Origin of the sequence: Shewanella aestuarii (genome assembly GCF_014647215.1) — a bacterium.
In the GTDB taxonomy this organism is placed as follows: Bacteria; Pseudomonadota; Gammaproteobacteria; order Enterobacterales; family Shewanellaceae; genus Shewanella; species Shewanella aestuarii.
The window spans coordinates 1-13,809 of record NZ_BMOT01000015.1 but is presented as its reverse complement, the minus strand read 5'-3'; the positions used below and the strand labels follow the sequence as shown (position 1 = coordinate 13,809).

The 13,809-nt window shown below is 40.3% G+C and carries 11 protein-coding genes and 9 tRNA genes; 6 read left to right on the top strand and 14 right to left on the bottom strand.

What is annotated here, in order from left to right; all coding sequences use genetic code 11:
- The first annotated feature begins 34 nt into the window (after window positions 1-34).
- A complete protein-coding gene (locus tag IEY03_RS16185) occupies window positions 35-646 on the top strand; it encodes an acyltransferase (RefSeq protein ID WP_188843593.1) in 612 nt (203 codons plus the stop codon).
- A gap of 107 nt (window positions 647-753) precedes the next feature.
- On the top strand, window positions 754-2,463 hold the full coding sequence (locus tag IEY03_RS16180; protein WP_188843590.1) for a proline--tRNA ligase: 1,710 nt from the start codon (window positions 754-756) through the stop codon (window positions 2,461-2,463).
- Window positions 2,464-2,514: 51 nt separating this feature from the next.
- Here the strand turns inward: IEY03_RS16180 and IEY03_RS16175 are convergent, their stop codons facing one another.
- Both IEY03_RS16175 and IEY03_RS16170 read right to left on the bottom strand, forming a co-directional pair.
- Entirely contained in the window at window positions 2,515-3,876 is a 1,362-nt protein-coding gene (locus IEY03_RS16175; protein ID WP_188843588.1) for a GAF domain-containing sensor histidine kinase, read from the bottom strand.
- A 2-nt stretch (window positions 3,877-3,878) separates the two neighbouring features.
- A complete protein-coding gene (locus IEY03_RS16170) occupies window positions 3,879-5,441 on the bottom strand; it encodes a DUF3369 domain-containing protein (RefSeq protein ID WP_188843585.1) in 1,563 nt (520 codons plus the stop codon).
- A 261-nt stretch (window positions 5,442-5,702) separates the two neighbouring features.
- Between IEY03_RS16170 and IEY03_RS16165 the strand changes: the two genes are divergently transcribed.
- Window positions 5,703-6,821, top strand: a complete 1,119-nt coding sequence (locus IEY03_RS16165) for a patatin-like phospholipase family protein (protein WP_188843583.1) — start codon at window positions 5,703-5,705, stop codon at window positions 6,819-6,821.
- 414 nt (window positions 6,822-7,235) lie between these two features.
- On the top strand, window positions 7,236-7,400 hold the full coding sequence (locus tag IEY03_RS16160; protein WP_188843581.1) for a small highly charged protein: 165 nt from the start codon (window positions 7,236-7,238) through the stop codon (window positions 7,398-7,400).
- A gap of 70 nt (window positions 7,401-7,470) precedes the next feature.
- Here IEY03_RS16160 and IEY03_RS16155 read toward each other — a convergent pair whose 3' ends face one another.
- From IEY03_RS16155 to IEY03_RS16145, 3 genes are all read right to left on the bottom strand, one after another.
- Entirely contained in the window at window positions 7,471-7,830 is a 360-nt protein-coding gene (locus IEY03_RS16155; protein ID WP_188843579.1) for a YfaZ family outer membrane protein, read from the bottom strand.
- Window positions 7,831-7,846: 16 nt separating this feature from the next.
- The gene (locus IEY03_RS16150) at window positions 7,847-8,008 is read right to left on the bottom strand and encodes a hypothetical protein (protein WP_188843576.1); all 162 of its coding nucleotides are present in this window, start codon (window positions 8,006-8,008) and stop codon (window positions 7,847-7,849) included.
- 190 nt (window positions 8,009-8,198) lie between these two features.
- Complete coding sequence (locus IEY03_RS16145; protein ID WP_188843574.1) at window positions 8,199-9,593, bottom strand: magnesium transporter; 1,395 nt, start codon at window positions 9,591-9,593, stop codon at window positions 8,199-8,201.
- Between the two features lie 224 nt (window positions 9,594-9,817).
- Here IEY03_RS16145 and IEY03_RS16140 point away from each other — a divergent pair, with 224 nt between their 5' ends.
- Window positions 9,818-10,303 carry a glutathione peroxidase gene (locus IEY03_RS16140; protein ID WP_188843572.1) on the top strand — a complete coding sequence of 162 codons (486 nt, stop codon included), beginning with the start codon at window positions 9,818-9,820 and terminating at the stop codon, window positions 10,301-10,303.
- Window positions 10,304-10,589: 286 nt separating this feature from the next.
- Here IEY03_RS16140 and IEY03_RS16135 read toward each other — a convergent pair.
- The 9 genes from IEY03_RS16135 to gltX all read right to left on the bottom strand — a co-directional run bounded on the left by IEY03_RS16135 (window position 10,590) and on the right by gltX (window position 13,352).
- Window positions 10,590-10,665: transfer RNA gene (locus tag IEY03_RS16135), tRNA-Glu, on the bottom strand.
- A gap of 92 nt (window positions 10,666-10,757) precedes the next feature.
- Window positions 10,758-10,833, bottom strand: a tRNA-Ala gene (locus IEY03_RS16130).
- A gap of 28 nt (window positions 10,834-10,861) precedes the next feature.
- Window positions 10,862-10,937, bottom strand: a tRNA-Glu gene (locus tag IEY03_RS16125).
- Window positions 10,938-11,043: 106 nt separating this feature from the next.
- Window positions 11,044-11,119 (bottom strand) — tRNA-Glu (locus IEY03_RS16120).
- A gap of 106 nt (window positions 11,120-11,225) precedes the next feature.
- Window positions 11,226-11,301: transfer RNA gene (locus IEY03_RS16115), tRNA-Glu, on the bottom strand.
- Between the two features lie 105 nt (window positions 11,302-11,406).
- Window positions 11,407-11,482, bottom strand: a tRNA-Glu gene (locus IEY03_RS16110).
- Window positions 11,483-11,588: 106 nt separating this feature from the next.
- A tRNA-Glu gene (locus IEY03_RS16105) sits at window positions 11,589-11,664 on the bottom strand.
- Window positions 11,665-11,761: 97 nt separating this feature from the next.
- A tRNA-Ala gene (locus IEY03_RS16100) sits at window positions 11,762-11,837 on the bottom strand.
- Window positions 11,838-11,942: 105 nt separating this feature from the next.
- Window positions 11,943-13,352: a glutamate--tRNA ligase gene (gene gltX / locus IEY03_RS16095; RefSeq protein WP_188843570.1), complete on the bottom strand. Its 1,410-nt coding sequence runs from the start codon at window positions 13,350-13,352 to the stop codon at window positions 11,943-11,945.
- Window positions 13,353-13,626: 274 nt separating this feature from the next.
- On the opposite strand from gltX, the gene IEY03_RS16090 reads away from it, so the two are divergent.
- Window positions 13,627-13,702 (top strand) — tRNA-Val (locus IEY03_RS16090).
- The last annotated feature ends 107 nt before the right edge of the window (window positions 13,703-13,809 follow it).

Here is a 13,809-nt window from a genome sequence, read left to right as displayed (position 1 = left end):
ATATAGATTTAATTTCAAACTGAGGGATTACTTAATGGCGTCACTTGATTACCAAACGCAGCATAAAAAAAGACTGTCTTGGATGCCTTGGCTTTATTTCTCATTAAAACCCAAATTACTGGAATGGGCATTACCCTGGCAACAGCAAATCCAACAAACTTTAATGCAATTAGAAACCATCAACATTGGTGAAAACAGCTTCATTGCTCCCGAGGCGGAACTGTTTGCTGAACCCGGTAGAGACATTATTGTTGGGAATAAGTGCATGATTGCCGCAGATGTTTTTATGCATGGCCCTATCACCTTAGGCAATGAAGTTGCCATAAATCACGGATGTAGTTTAGATGGCGGAAGAGCTGGAATTAGTATCGGTGATCAAACCCGTATCGCTAATAATGTTACCATCTATGCCTTTAATCACGGAATGTCTCCTGACAGCCCTATCTATGAACAACCCGTTACCTCTAAAGGCATTGTGATAGGAAAAGATGTTTGGATTGGCGCACAAGCCGGTATTGTAGATGGCGTTAGTATTGGCGACCATGCCGTAATCGGTATGGGATGCATTGTTACTAAAGACATACCAGCATATTCAATCGTCGCAGGCAACCCAGCTAAAGTGATTGGTGATAGGCGTAACAAATAGCAGCAAGACGAGATAAATTAACCCGCTAATCCAGTAATAATCAGGTGACATAACTGCTTCAAGTGCTAAAATGACGCTCATTAACTTTTACTAAAATGGAAACTGGAATGCGAGTTAGTAAGTACCTGCTTTCAACACAAAAAGAAACGCCTGCCAATGCGGAAGTGATTAGCCATCAATTAATGTTACGTGCTGGTATGATCCGTCGTAACGCTTCTGGTTTATATAGCTGGTTACCGTCAGGTTTACGTGTGCTGCGTAAAGTTGAAGCTATCGTGCGTGAAGAGATGAATAACGCAGGTGCTATTGAAATTCTGATGCCTTTGGTTCAGCCTGCTGATTTATGGGTAGAAACAGGCCGTTGGGAGAAGTTTGGCCCCGAATTACTTCGCTTTCAAGACCGCCACAACCGTGACTTCGTTTTAGGCCCTACTCACGAAGAAGTGATCACTGACTTAGTGCGTAAAGAGTTAAGTTCATACAAGCAACTCCCGCTTAATTTGTATCAAGTGCAAACTAAATTCCGTGATGAAGTTCGCCCGCGTTTTGGTGTCATGCGCGCACGTGAATTTTTAATGAAAGATGCGTATTCATTCCATTTAGATCAACAAACTATGGATGAAACATATCAGTCTATGTATACCGCTTATAGCAATATTTTAAGCCGTATGGGATTAGAGTTCCGCCCCGTTCTTGCTGATACAGGCTCTATTGGTGGCAGTGTTTCGCATGAATTCCATGTGCTTGCAAATAGTGGTGAAGACTTAATCGCTTATTCAACTGGCAGTGATTATGCAGCTAACATTGAGAAAGCGGAATCACCAATGCCGACGCAAACACGTCAAGCACCGACTCAAGAGCTGAAATTAGTCGATACGCCTAATGCCAAAACTATTGCTGAATTAGTAGAGCAATTTGGTTTAGCCATTACTCAAACGGTAAAAACATTAATCGTTAAAGGCGCATCTGAAGACGCGCCGTTAGTAGCATTAATTGTTCGTGGCGATCACGAGTTAAATGAAATCAAAGCAGACAAACTTGAAGCGGTTGCTTCACCATTAGAGTTTGCCACTGAAGCTGAAATCCGAGCTGCTGTTGGTGCAGGTCCAGGCTCTCTTGGTCCGGTTGGATTAAGCATGCCTATCATTATCGATCACAGCGTTGCAGTATTAAGCGACTTTGCTGCAGGTGCAAACCAAGATGATAAGCATCAATTTGGCATTAACTGGGAACGTGATCTGCCTCTAGCAACTTCTGCAGACATTCGAAATGTAGTTGAAGGTGAACCTACACCAGATCATCTAGGCACTTATGCAATGGCTCGTGGCATTGAAGTTGGCCATATTTTCCAACTTGGCACTAATTATTCAAAATCTATGAATGCGACCGTGCTTGACGAAAACGGTAAAGCACAAGTGTTATTAATGGGATGTTACGGTGTCGGCGTGAGCCGTATTGTTGCCGCAGCGATTGAACAGAATCATGATGACCGTGGCATTATTTGGCCAGAGGCAATTGCACCATTCAAAGTCGGTATTCTCCCCATGAATATGCATAAGTCTCATCGCGTTGCAGAGATAGCTGAGAAACTTTATGCTGATTTACAAGCTAAAGGTATTGAAGTATTGATGGATGACCGCAAAGAGCGCCCTGGGGTAATGTTTGCCGATATGGAACTGATCGGTTTGCCACACGTTGTTGTTATTGGTGATCGTAATATTGATGAAGGTGTATTTGAATATAAAAATCGTCGTACTGGCGAGAAACAAAATATTCCTTTTGATGACATTATCGATTTTTTAACCGCATCTAATTAAGCTTTTTCGGTTCTAAACGGATATTAAAAAACGCACTTTAATGTGCGTTTTTTATTTATGGTTTATGTAAATATCAATTTCAAGCCCTTGATTAATTTCAGAGATTAACTCTAACCTTCCGCCTAATTTCTGGGTGACTAAATTATAAACAATCGACATACCCAATCCTGTGCCGCCCGCACTTCTAGCTGTAGTAAAAAAAGGCTCAAAAATCCTGTCCTTAGCTTCTTTTGATAATCCTTTGCCGTTGTCTTTATAAAACATCTTAATCTCGTCACCACACACTTGCGCACCTAATGTAATAATTTTTTCACCCGTAAAGCCTTCTGGGTAAGCATGGCGAAAACAGTTAGAGACAAGATTAGTGAATATTTGTGCAATCGCACCAGGATAAGATTCCACCATAATTGATTCAGCAAGTTGAATATCCAGCTTAATATTCTGCTTACGGGTTAATGGCCTTAAGGGAGTTGATATTTGTTCTAAATACTCAGTTAAATTGAAATATTCTTTTTCAAGGGTCAATTGATCTGCTGCAGTACGTTTGAAATTATGTACTAACTCAGCAGCTCGAGATAAATTCCTTTCAATCAATAATAAGCCATCGGTCATAGTATCAATAAAATATTGAAACTCTTTTTCGTCTAATTCGCCCGCTAAAAAATGTTTCTTCAGTTTATTTAATTCATCAATACAATGGCTAGTTGAAGTGACCGAAATACCCAATGGAGTATTGACTTCATGGGCGACACCGGCAACAAGATTGCCTAGAGCAGCCAACTTTTCACTTTCGATTAAACTGGCTTGGGTCGTTTTCAGATGAATTAATGCTTGCTGTAATTCATCTGTTCTCAAAGCAACTTTATTTTCAAGCTCACTATTAAGTTTTTCCAGTAAAACTTGGTGACTTCTTACTTCATGTGCATTAACGGCTCGGCCATATAAATCGGCCAAAGAACCGACGAACACTTCTTCATCCCTGCTCCATTGCTTTAAATCACCACGGTGTTCACAGCAAATGATCCCAATCATTTTTCCACAATGACGAATAGGACTATCTAGCATAGAAACAATGCCCTGCGGCTTTAAATACACATCAGTAAACTCATGTGTTGCAACGTGTCGATGGGCATCAGATGCTGAAATGACGCGTTCAGAATCTAAAGCATGAAAGTATTTTGGAAACTGCTCACGAGTTAGCACTATGTTATCTTGGCGGGTCGCATTATCCAGCAATAAAAAGCACTCAATAGACTGTTTATCTTCGGCAAGCAACCAAATACCCGCACGCTCAATATTCAATCCAAGGCATATTGATTCAATGATTAATTGTGAAGCACTGTTCAAATCACCTTTATCGATGAGTTCAGATTGACTAACTTTAAATAAGACATTCTCTAGAGAGTGATGCATAGCTAATGTTCTTCATCAGCGCTATCTGGCATTTGTCGTTGGATTTCAATAAATCTATCCATCAATGCCAAGCTTGCATTACACATTACTGGGTCAAACTGTTTACCCGATTGCTCATTCAAGTATTCAATCACTTTTTCAGCAGGCCAGGCAGGTTTATAGCTTCGTTTAGATAAGAGCGCATCAATCACATCAACAATTGCCATTATCCGCCCTTCTACTGGGATATCTTCACCCACAAGACCTCTAGGGTAACCTTGTCCATCCCATCGCTCATGATGGGTATAAGCTATTCTGGCGCCCATTTTTGCAATAATACGGTTTGATGCCGCAAGCAAGTTATAACCTTTTTCAGCATGGGTTTTCATTATTTGCCATTCATCATCTGTGAGTTTACCAGGCTTGTGGAGGATGCTTTCTGGAATGCCAATTTTACCAACATCATGAAGCGGTGCCGCGTAGCGAATCGTTTCAATAAAATCTAGGCTTTGATTTAGGTATTCAGCTAATATTTCACTCATTAATGCAACGCGTCGAACATGCGCGCCGGTTTCTTTACTGCGCTGCTCAATCGCATCGCCAATGATTAAAATGAGCTCTTTTTGAGTTTGTTGTACGTTTTCTTTGCCGGATAAATTTTCAAATGTAAGACTCACATTGGCGGCAAAAAGTTCAAGAATTCTGACCTGTAACGAGGTGAGTGACGCGTTATGCCCTAAATATAGAATGCTGGTTACATCATTTCCAAACTCGTAGAAACCCACATAAATGTTGTCATGCACTATGGATTTTTTGAGTGCTATAGCTTCAATTATGTATTCTTTTACATCACCGGGTAATGCCTCAACGCTGTCAATTTCAGAATAACTTACCATCTCGCCAGTAGCTGCGAGCAAATTCATTTGAGTGTCGTGGTATAAATCTTCATGGTAACTGGTGAGATATAAAGCAGAGCTACTTAAGCCTAGAAGTTGCAGGGTTTGCTCTAAAACAGCACTTCCAAAATGATGCAATGTATGGCTACGCAGTACCGAAGAAGACGCTGAAATGACTTTTTCCATTCCCCGCTGGCTTTGTTCAATAATTTTGATGTCACGATAAGAACGAAGAGAGGTGTAAACACAGGATTTTAATTTTGCTGCAGTCAGTTCCGTTTTTGCTTTGTAATCATTAATGTCGAAATCTCGTATCACTCTTTCTTCAGGAGCACTACCAGGCTGACCTGTCCTTAATATGATTCGCGTACTGTGATTATTTAATTCACCACGAATGCGCTCAATTAAATCAAGACCAGCGTGATCATTTTCCATCACGACATCAACAAACGCTAACGCGATATCTTGCTGATCACGGAGAAGTTCAAAGCCCTCTTGTGCGCTAAAACAAGAATAAAATGTTAACCCGCGGCCATCTAAACTAAATTGGCTCAATGCGAATTTGGTAACATCGTGGATCCCCGGTTCGTCATCAATGATGACAACTTTCCAAGGGGGCAATTGCACACGAGATTTTAATTCCGCGTCATTGTCCTTTGGCATATCAGCAGATTTTTTAAACAGAGCCAATGGGTATTCCTTACTGTTACTCTTTCAATTCAGCATTATGATTACAAATATTGAAGCGAAAATATTATTCTTTTTATTATCTACCCTTAGTTAATAGCTGATAAAACGCACTCTTGTCAAAGAAAAGTTAACAGTTTCAAAGGATATATTTTCATTATTTTTTTAAATAATTAGTCTAGAAATACTTATCCGACTAGTGTGAAAACTTAAAACAAGACATACTCTTAAAGTAAGCTTAACTTGAAAGGATTAAATGATACCGTGTCGATTGGACTTGTACTTGGTGGCGGCGGTGCCCGCGCAGCATATCAAATAGGGGTATTAAAAGCCCTAGTGCAGTTATACCCCAGAAACCAGCACGTTCCCTTCAGTATTATTTGCGGCACTTCTGCCGGCGCAATTAATGCCACTTCACTAGCAACTCACGCCGCATGCTTTCACCTTGGTGTGAAAAAGTTAGATTGGGTTTGGCGTCATTTTGAAACTCATCAAGTATATGAGTCATCGGTATTTGGGGTCACTAAGCACCTTGTCAAAATGGCCATCAAAGGTTTACAGCATGACAAAATCAGTACTGATGCTGGCAGCTTATTAAATAATCAGCCATTACGTGAATTACTCAATAAACTAATTGATTTCAAACGTATCGACAGAAATATTCATCTGGGTGCACTCGATGCTATTAGTGTTGATGCATCCTGTTATAACAACTCGATGTCATACAGTTTTTTTCACGGTCATCATTCAATAGAGAACTGGAAACGCGCTCGAAGACAAGGACAACGTAGCCAATTAAATACTGATCACTTATTGGCAAGCTCAGCCATTCCTATGGTGTTTCCATCTGTCAAATTAAACCGTGCATTTTTTGGTGATGGCTCAGTTCACCAATTATCCCCCTTATCGAGTCCGATTCATTTGGGAGCAAAAAAGCTCTTTGTGATTAACTTAGATAGCCCACATAAACAAGAAGGTAAACAACTCAAGCATCATCCTAAAACCGCAACGATTGCCGGCCATTTACTCGATACTATATTTTCTGACACCTTAAACAGTGATTTAGAACGATTACAGCGGGTTAATAACACATTGAGTCTGATATCTGATGAGGATAAAAACAAACTCAATCTACGTGAAATTGAAACCTTAGTGATTAAACCGAGTGAAGATTTAAGTGAAATTGCCGCGCGTTACTATTTAGAAATGCCAATAGCTATTCGTCACTTATTAACATTATTTGGTATTAATCAACAATCAGACTCAAGTATCGTATCTTATTTACTGTTTGAAAAAGCCTATACAAGTGCATTGATCGATTTAGGCTATCAAGATGCCTTAGTGAAAATGGATGAAATTAAGCATTTCTTCGATATTACTTAACCGCAACTCGGGTTAAGAAATGAATAAACGATATTTAAAATACCAGTATTCAATTGCTTAAAGTCAAACTTAAACTTTGCACTGATAACAAGGCAAATTTAAGCATCAATAATAGGTCTATTACAAATAAATTTAATGTAGTTAGCTGTGTAAAAATCTGTTTTATATGCGTTTATTGTCTCTAGCTGAGGTTACTTAGCAGTCTAAAGCCACAATAAAGTGGTAATCTTTGAATGATTTTACTGTCATATTTTATTCATTTAAATTTGATAGGATTAACAACAGTGAGTTTACTCACTTTGACATGCAATTTATTTCACCAATCTGAGCTAAAAATTTCGCTTTAGATTTAGACCAACTTTAGGTAAAAAGAGCCTGTACCAATAGCGGTATTGTATTTTGGAAAGCTAAGAAATGGCACACACATTTGAATTTGATGAAGATGATGCACCTTGGGGTGACAACATAAAAGGAAAACCTAAGTCGAAGAAAGTGAAACAAAGACGCCGCGATACCAAGCGTCGTTACTTCGATGACAATGCTGAAGTGGAGTTTTCACCCGCTAATAAGTGGAAGTAAGTTATCAGGGTTATATCATCAAGTTTAAAAAGCAAGTTACAGTAAACTTGCTTTTTTTATTGCCTAACATTTAAAAACTGGCTTTTCCTCCAATGAACATCCCCTGTTCAAATGTTCGACTCGGTGCTTCCTCAAACTCAAACGATGATTTTCGATAACCTATAAATATCGCCATATTGGGGTTAAAGTGATATTGGGCTTTCCCTTCATACTCAAAATAGCCCGAGGAGTCAGCAAAAGATAATACTGATGGCGCATAATAAGCTGCCGCACTTAATGTGACATTTTTGGCTATTTGTAATCCATATTGTCCACCAACAGACAACACAGAGGCATTCGGACCTTTATCCATCCACGCTTTTACAAACTTAGGACCGATTTCAATAGAATGAGCGCCGCTTTGATGCATCATATGTGTATAAAACTGCATTAATTGGCCTTTATGGTCAGAATATGTATAACCCCCCCCCCATATTAACATGAGATGAAATGCTAGCTTTCATTTCAGCCGAAACCACATGTTCGCTCACTTCAAAGTTAATATCGCCTGCCAATGCAGAAGTAGAAATAACAGCTAAAAACATTGCTGAAATAAAATAGCGCTTCATTATTCCCCCTCATTTAATTGATCATTAAATGATACGTGGCATATTAAATAAAGCATTTAAAATCATAATATTGATTCATTTCAAACCAGTTTATCAACCTTAACCACTCACCATTTTTAAAAAGTCATAAATACCATTAACAAAAAAGGACCAATAGGTCCTTTTAGATTAATGGTATTTAACGAACCATTTATAAATACAAGATGGTCGCTAAACCGAGGAAAGTGAAAAAACCCACAACATCGGTCACAGTGGTTAAAATAACTGACCCAGATAACGCAGCATCCTGATTAAACTTCTGTAATATCATTGGCACCATTACGCCCGCAATTGCTGCCATTGCCATGTTGATTAAAATGGCACAGCCAATAATGATCCCCATAATAACATCATTAAACCACCAGCCTGCGATGAGACCTATGACTATGGCCCATAAAACGCCATTCAAGGCACCAATACCTAATTCGTTTTTAAGTAAAGACACAACGTTACCAGCAGATATCTGGCCCATCGCCATACCACGGATCATCAATGTTAATGACTGACTACCTGCGATACCGCCCATTGACGCAACAATAGGCATCAACACAGCTAACGCCACAACTTGCGACAGCACATTTTCAAATAGACCAATCGTGGCTGATGCTAAAAATGCCGTTAGCAAATTAATACCTAACCAAAGCGCTCTTCTTCGAGCACCAACAATAATTGGCGCGAATAAGTCATCATCCTCATCCATACCGGCTGTCGCCATCAGTTGAGCCTCATAATGCTCACGTACTAATGCCGTTGCGGTTCGCAGGGTCATACGGCCAATCAAGGTCCCTTCATCATCCACTACAGGCAATTCTAACTCTCGACTATGCTCAAGGGTTTCGGCCGATTCAATCAATGAGGAGTCCGCTGAAATAACCCGACTGTCAGGCCATATTAAACTTGAAAGTAAACTGTCAACATCAGCTTTAAATAAGTCATAGCGACGCACGGTTCCAACATATTTATCGTTAACATCAACTAAAAACAGGTGATCATTACAATCTAAATCGATTCGACGAAAAAAACGTTGACCTTGGGCAACTGTTGAATCAGGGTTCAACACCAACATTTGGTGATCGGCATAACGACCAATTTCATTCTCGTCATATTGGTCATAAAGCTCGAAGTGTTTGCGTTGCCGCTCGCCCATCTGCGCTAAAGCGCGATCGGTAATACTGTCCGGTAACGAGTCACTCCAATCAATCAGATCTTCTGGACTCAGTTGTGAGAACAATAAATCCAATTCTTCATCTGGCATCTTCTTCAAAATGCCTAAACGAGGATCGGCACGCATCAAGTTTAAAACATCGACGCGCTCTTCTGGCTGAACCTGCTGCCAACGATCATAACGCTCATCTAAAGGTAATGATTCAAGTAGGATCGCGATGGTGCCAGCTTCCGCTTCATTTAGAATTTCACTGAAAACTTCAGCCTGCTCTTCACCCTCGGCTTCGGTCAGTTGTTGGACAACTTGACTCACCTCTATTTGCAGTTGTGATGTAATGTCTTGTTCAGCTTCAGATATAAGTTCGTTCTTTAATTCTTCCATAAGCCCGCCCCTTATATAGTTAAGCGAATAATGCGCAGACTATATTGATATTTACCATGATAAGCAAATACATAAATTAAATTGCACGCAATTAAATTGACCACTTCTAATTTATTTATTATAGTGTCAAAACACATTGAAGAACGACGTTTAAAGTTTACCTTTTACAGTTTACAACTTGGTATCAACTATATTTGATGAAACAGGTTTTTAAGGAGCACAAAATGAGCGCAGATATTTATCAATTTGATGTTAAAGATATCCAAGGAAATAGGGTCAGTATGGAAAGCTTTAAGGGCAAAGTACTGTTGATTGTCAATACGGCAAGTAAATGTGGTTTCACCCCCCAATATAAAGCATTAGAACAACTATACCAGCAGTATAAAGATCAAGGCTTAGTGATCTTAGGGTTTCCTTGTAACCAGTTTGGTAGCCAAGAGCAAGGTTCTGAAGCTGACATAAGTCAATTTTGCGAACTCAATTTTGGGGTAACCTTTCCTTTATTTAGTAAAGTTGAGGTTAATGGCGATAATGCTGCGCCGCTTTACCACTATCTGAAGCAATCAGCTAAAGGGCTACTAGGTAGTCAATCAATTAAGTGGAATTTCACAAAATTTTTAGTTGATAAGCAAGGAAATGTATTAGAGCGCTACGCTCCAACCACAAAACCAGAAGATTTGGCGAGTAAAATTGCGACACTGTTAAAATAAAGTATTATTTAACTAGTTGAATTTTATCTTTATTTAAATTTATGGGCTAGCAATATCAATATTTTGAAATAATTTGCAGTTATTTTTGAACTTTTAGCTTGATGGGCACTCAAATCTATTAACAGTGATACTCACTTTGTTCATCATCTCCCTGGGACTTCTAGCGCGGTCCCCTTGATCTCTAAGTAGATCGATAGGCAATCATTTGATTGCCTTTTTTTATGGCTTAGATTTATGCCAAACATAAAATACAAGCATAAAAAAACCACCTTTCGGTGGTTTAGTGTGGTATCCCATAGGGGATTCGAACCCCTGTTACCGCCGTGAAAGGGCGGTGTCCTAGGCCTCTAGACGAATGGGACGCCGAGATTTACTTATACTCAGTAAATAGAGTGAATACTCATCAATGCCTGTAGGCTAAACATTGATGCTATTTGTTGATACCAAAAAAACTTGGTGGAGCTACACGGGATCGAACCGTGGACCTCTTCACTGCCAGCGAAGCGCTCTCCCAGCTGAGCTATAACCCCAATTCTAGTTAACACTAAAATCAAAATGTGGTATCCCATAGGGGATTCGAACCCCTGTTACCGCCGTGAAAGGGCGGTGTCCTAGGCCTCTAGACGAATGGGACACTGTTGATACCTTATACTCTGTATCGAGTGAATACTCATCAATGTCTGTAGGCTAAACATCAATGCTATCGAATCGTTAACTTTACAGTCAACCACTCAAAAAAGTGGTATCCCATAGGGGATTCGAACCCCTGTTACCGCCGTGAAAGGGCGGTGTCCTAGGCCTCTAGACGAATGGGACACTGTTGATACCTTATACTCTGTATCGAGTGAATACTCACCGATGTCTGTAGGCTAAACATCAATGCTATCGAATCGTTAACTTTACAGTCAACCACTCAAAAAAGTGGTATCCCATAGGGGATTCGAACCCCTGTTACCGCCGTGAAAGGGCGGTGTCCTAGGCCTCTAGACGAATGGGACACTGTTGATACTTTATACTCTGTATCGAGTGAATACTCATCGATGCCTGTAGGCTAAACATCAATGCTATCGAATCGTTAACTTTATAGTCAACCACTCAAAAAGTGGTATCCCATAGGGGATTCGAACCCCTGTTACCGCCGTGAAAGGGCGGTGTCCTAGGCCTCTAGACGAATGGGACACTGTTGATACGTTATACTCTGTATCGAGTGAATACTCATCGATGCCTGTAGGCTAAACATCAATGCTATCGAATCGTTAACTTTACAGTCAACCACTCAAAAAAGTGGTATCCCATAGGGGATTCGAACCCCTGTTACCGCCGTGAAAGGGCGGTGTCCTAGGCCTCTAGACGAATGGGACACTGTTGATACCTTATACTCTGTATCGAGTGAATACTCATCGATGCCTGTAGGCTAAACATCAATGCTAACTTCTCATCAAGAAGTATTTAAGTAAGTGGTGGAGCTACACGGGATCGAACCGTGGACCTCTTCACTGCCAGCGAAGCGCTCTCCCAGCTGAGCTATAACCCCGTCTTACTTAAATCACAATCTAGATACGCTGCCAGAAATTACTGAGCCGTGTCTCAACTGCGAGGCGCATTCTATGCAGCATACCTTAATGTGTCAACTCGTTTTTTAGGAATTTATTCTATCTGCTACAAAATCAATCGCTTTGGATATTCTTTCAACAGATCTGTCTTTACCTATCAAAAACAAGGTTAAATCTAAAGCTGGTGATTGTCCGGCTCCGGTCACGGCAACGCGTAACGGCATACCCACCTTCCCCATACCAACATCTAACTCGGTTGCTGTTGCTTCAATAACAGCATGTAATGATTCTACTGTCCAATCAGATAAAGCTTCCAACTTTGCTTTTACTAGCGTTAATGGCTCTAAAGCAACACCACGGAGGTGCTTTTTCGCCTGCGCCTCATCAAAGTCAGCAAAATCTTCAAAGAAGTATCGACTAGAAGCGGCAAGCTCTTTTAATGTTTTAGCGCGTTCAGAAAGCGCAGTCACGACTTCTGTTAGTGCAGGTCCATTACTAGTATCTATTTTCTGGTCATCCATGTGCCATGCTAAATGTGAGGCAACATATTCAGGCGCTAATGATTTAATATAGTGCTGATTTAACCAATTCAACTTGTCTGTATTAAAAGCGGAAGCGGCTTTATTAATATCATCCAATTTAAACAGGCTTATCATTTCGTCCATTGAAAACACTTCTTGATCACCATGAGACCATCCTAAGCGAACAAGGTAGTTCAATAAGGCTTCAGGTAAATAGCCATCATCACGGTATTGCATGACACCCACTGCCCCATGACGTTTTGATAATTTAGCACCGTCATCGCCTAAAATCATCGAAACATGCGCATATTCAGGAATTGGCGCGCCTAGTGCCTGTAAAATATTAATTTGACGAGGAGTATTGTTAATATGATCTTCACCGCGCACAACGCAAGTGATCCCCATATCCCAGTCATCAACCACGACACAGAAGTTATAGGTAGGCACGCCGTCAGTACGTTTAATGATTAAATCATCAAGCATACTGTTAGCAATTTCAATGCGACCACGTACATGATCGTCAAACACAACACTACCTTCTGTTGGGTTTTTAAAGCGAACAACAAATGGCTCATCAGTGTCACGCGGAGCTAAGTCACGACAACATCCATCATATTTTTGCTGTTCACCGTTAGCGGCTTGTTCTTCACGTAAAGATTCAATACGTTCACGAGAGCAATAACATTTATAAGCAGTGCCCTTGTCTAACATTTGCGCAATGATCTCGTTATAACGATCAAAACGCTTTGTTTGATAATAAGGACCTTCATTCCAGGTTAAGCCTAACCAGTTCATACCATCTAAAATAGCATCACAAGCTTCTTGCGTTGAACGTTCAATATCAGTGTCTTCAATACGTAAAACAAATTCACCGTTATTTGCTTTGGCATGTAACCATGAATAAAGTGCTGTACGGGCACCACCAACGTGTAAGAAACCTGTAGGGCTTGGAGCAAAACGAGTCTTAGTAGTCATAATCGGACACTAACCTATATAAAGAAGTCTGTATAAGTATGTAGGTATAAACCCAAAACAGACGAGGATAAAAATGTGGCCGATATTCTAACAGCCAACGCGCTAGGTTGAAATGGGCGAATGTCGAATCATGCTCCGTTTTTCATTAAAAATAAAAACAACTCTGTTTAACAAAACGCCAAACGGCACAAAAATAGCACTATCGTTATATTTTTATCGAAAAATCGTTGACAGCTTTTGCTTGCTCCCTATAATACCGACCCACACAGCATGAGGTCGCTTAGCTCAGCTGGGAGAGCACCTCCCTTACAAGGAGGGGGTCACTGGTTCGAGCCCAGTAGCGACCACCATAATTTCATTGAAGAAATTATTATTGTTGTTGATTATATTCCCAGGTCGCTTAGCTCAGCTGGGAGAGCACCTCCCTTACAAGGAGGGGGTCACTGGTTCGAGCCCA

What these genes read in the sequence shown, in the direction of transcription:
- IEY03_RS16145 (WP_188843574.1), bottom strand. Translation starts at nt 9,593, where the DNA reads ATGGAAGAATTAAAGAACGAACTTATATCTGAAGCTGAACAAGACATT.
- gltX (WP_188843570.1), bottom strand. Translation starts at nt 13,352, where the DNA reads ATGACTACTAAGACTCGTTTTGCTCCAAGCCCTACAGGTTTCTTACAC.
- IEY03_RS16155 (WP_188843579.1), bottom strand. Translation starts at nt 7,830, where the DNA reads ATGCAGTTTTATACACATATGATGCATCAAAGCGGCGCTCATTCTATT.
- IEY03_RS16175 (WP_188843588.1), bottom strand. Translation starts at nt 3,876, where the DNA reads ATGCATCACTCTCTAGAGAATGTCTTATTTAAAGTTAGTCAATCTGAA.
- IEY03_RS16160 (WP_188843581.1), top strand. Translation starts at nt 7,236, where the DNA reads ATGGCACACACATTTGAATTTGATGAAGATGATGCACCTTGGGGTGAC.
- IEY03_RS16180 (WP_188843590.1), top strand. Translation starts at nt 754, where the DNA reads ATGCGAGTTAGTAAGTACCTGCTTTCAACACAAAAAGAAACGCCTGCC.
- IEY03_RS16140 (WP_188843572.1), top strand. Translation starts at nt 9,818, where the DNA reads ATGAGCGCAGATATTTATCAATTTGATGTTAAAGATATCCAAGGAAAT.
- IEY03_RS16150 (WP_188843576.1), bottom strand. Translation starts at nt 8,008, where the DNA reads ATGAAGCGCTATTTTATTTCAGCAATGTTTTTAGCTGTTATTTCTACT.
- IEY03_RS16185 (WP_188843593.1), top strand. Translation starts at nt 35, where the DNA reads ATGGCGTCACTTGATTACCAAACGCAGCATAAAAAAAGACTGTCTTGG.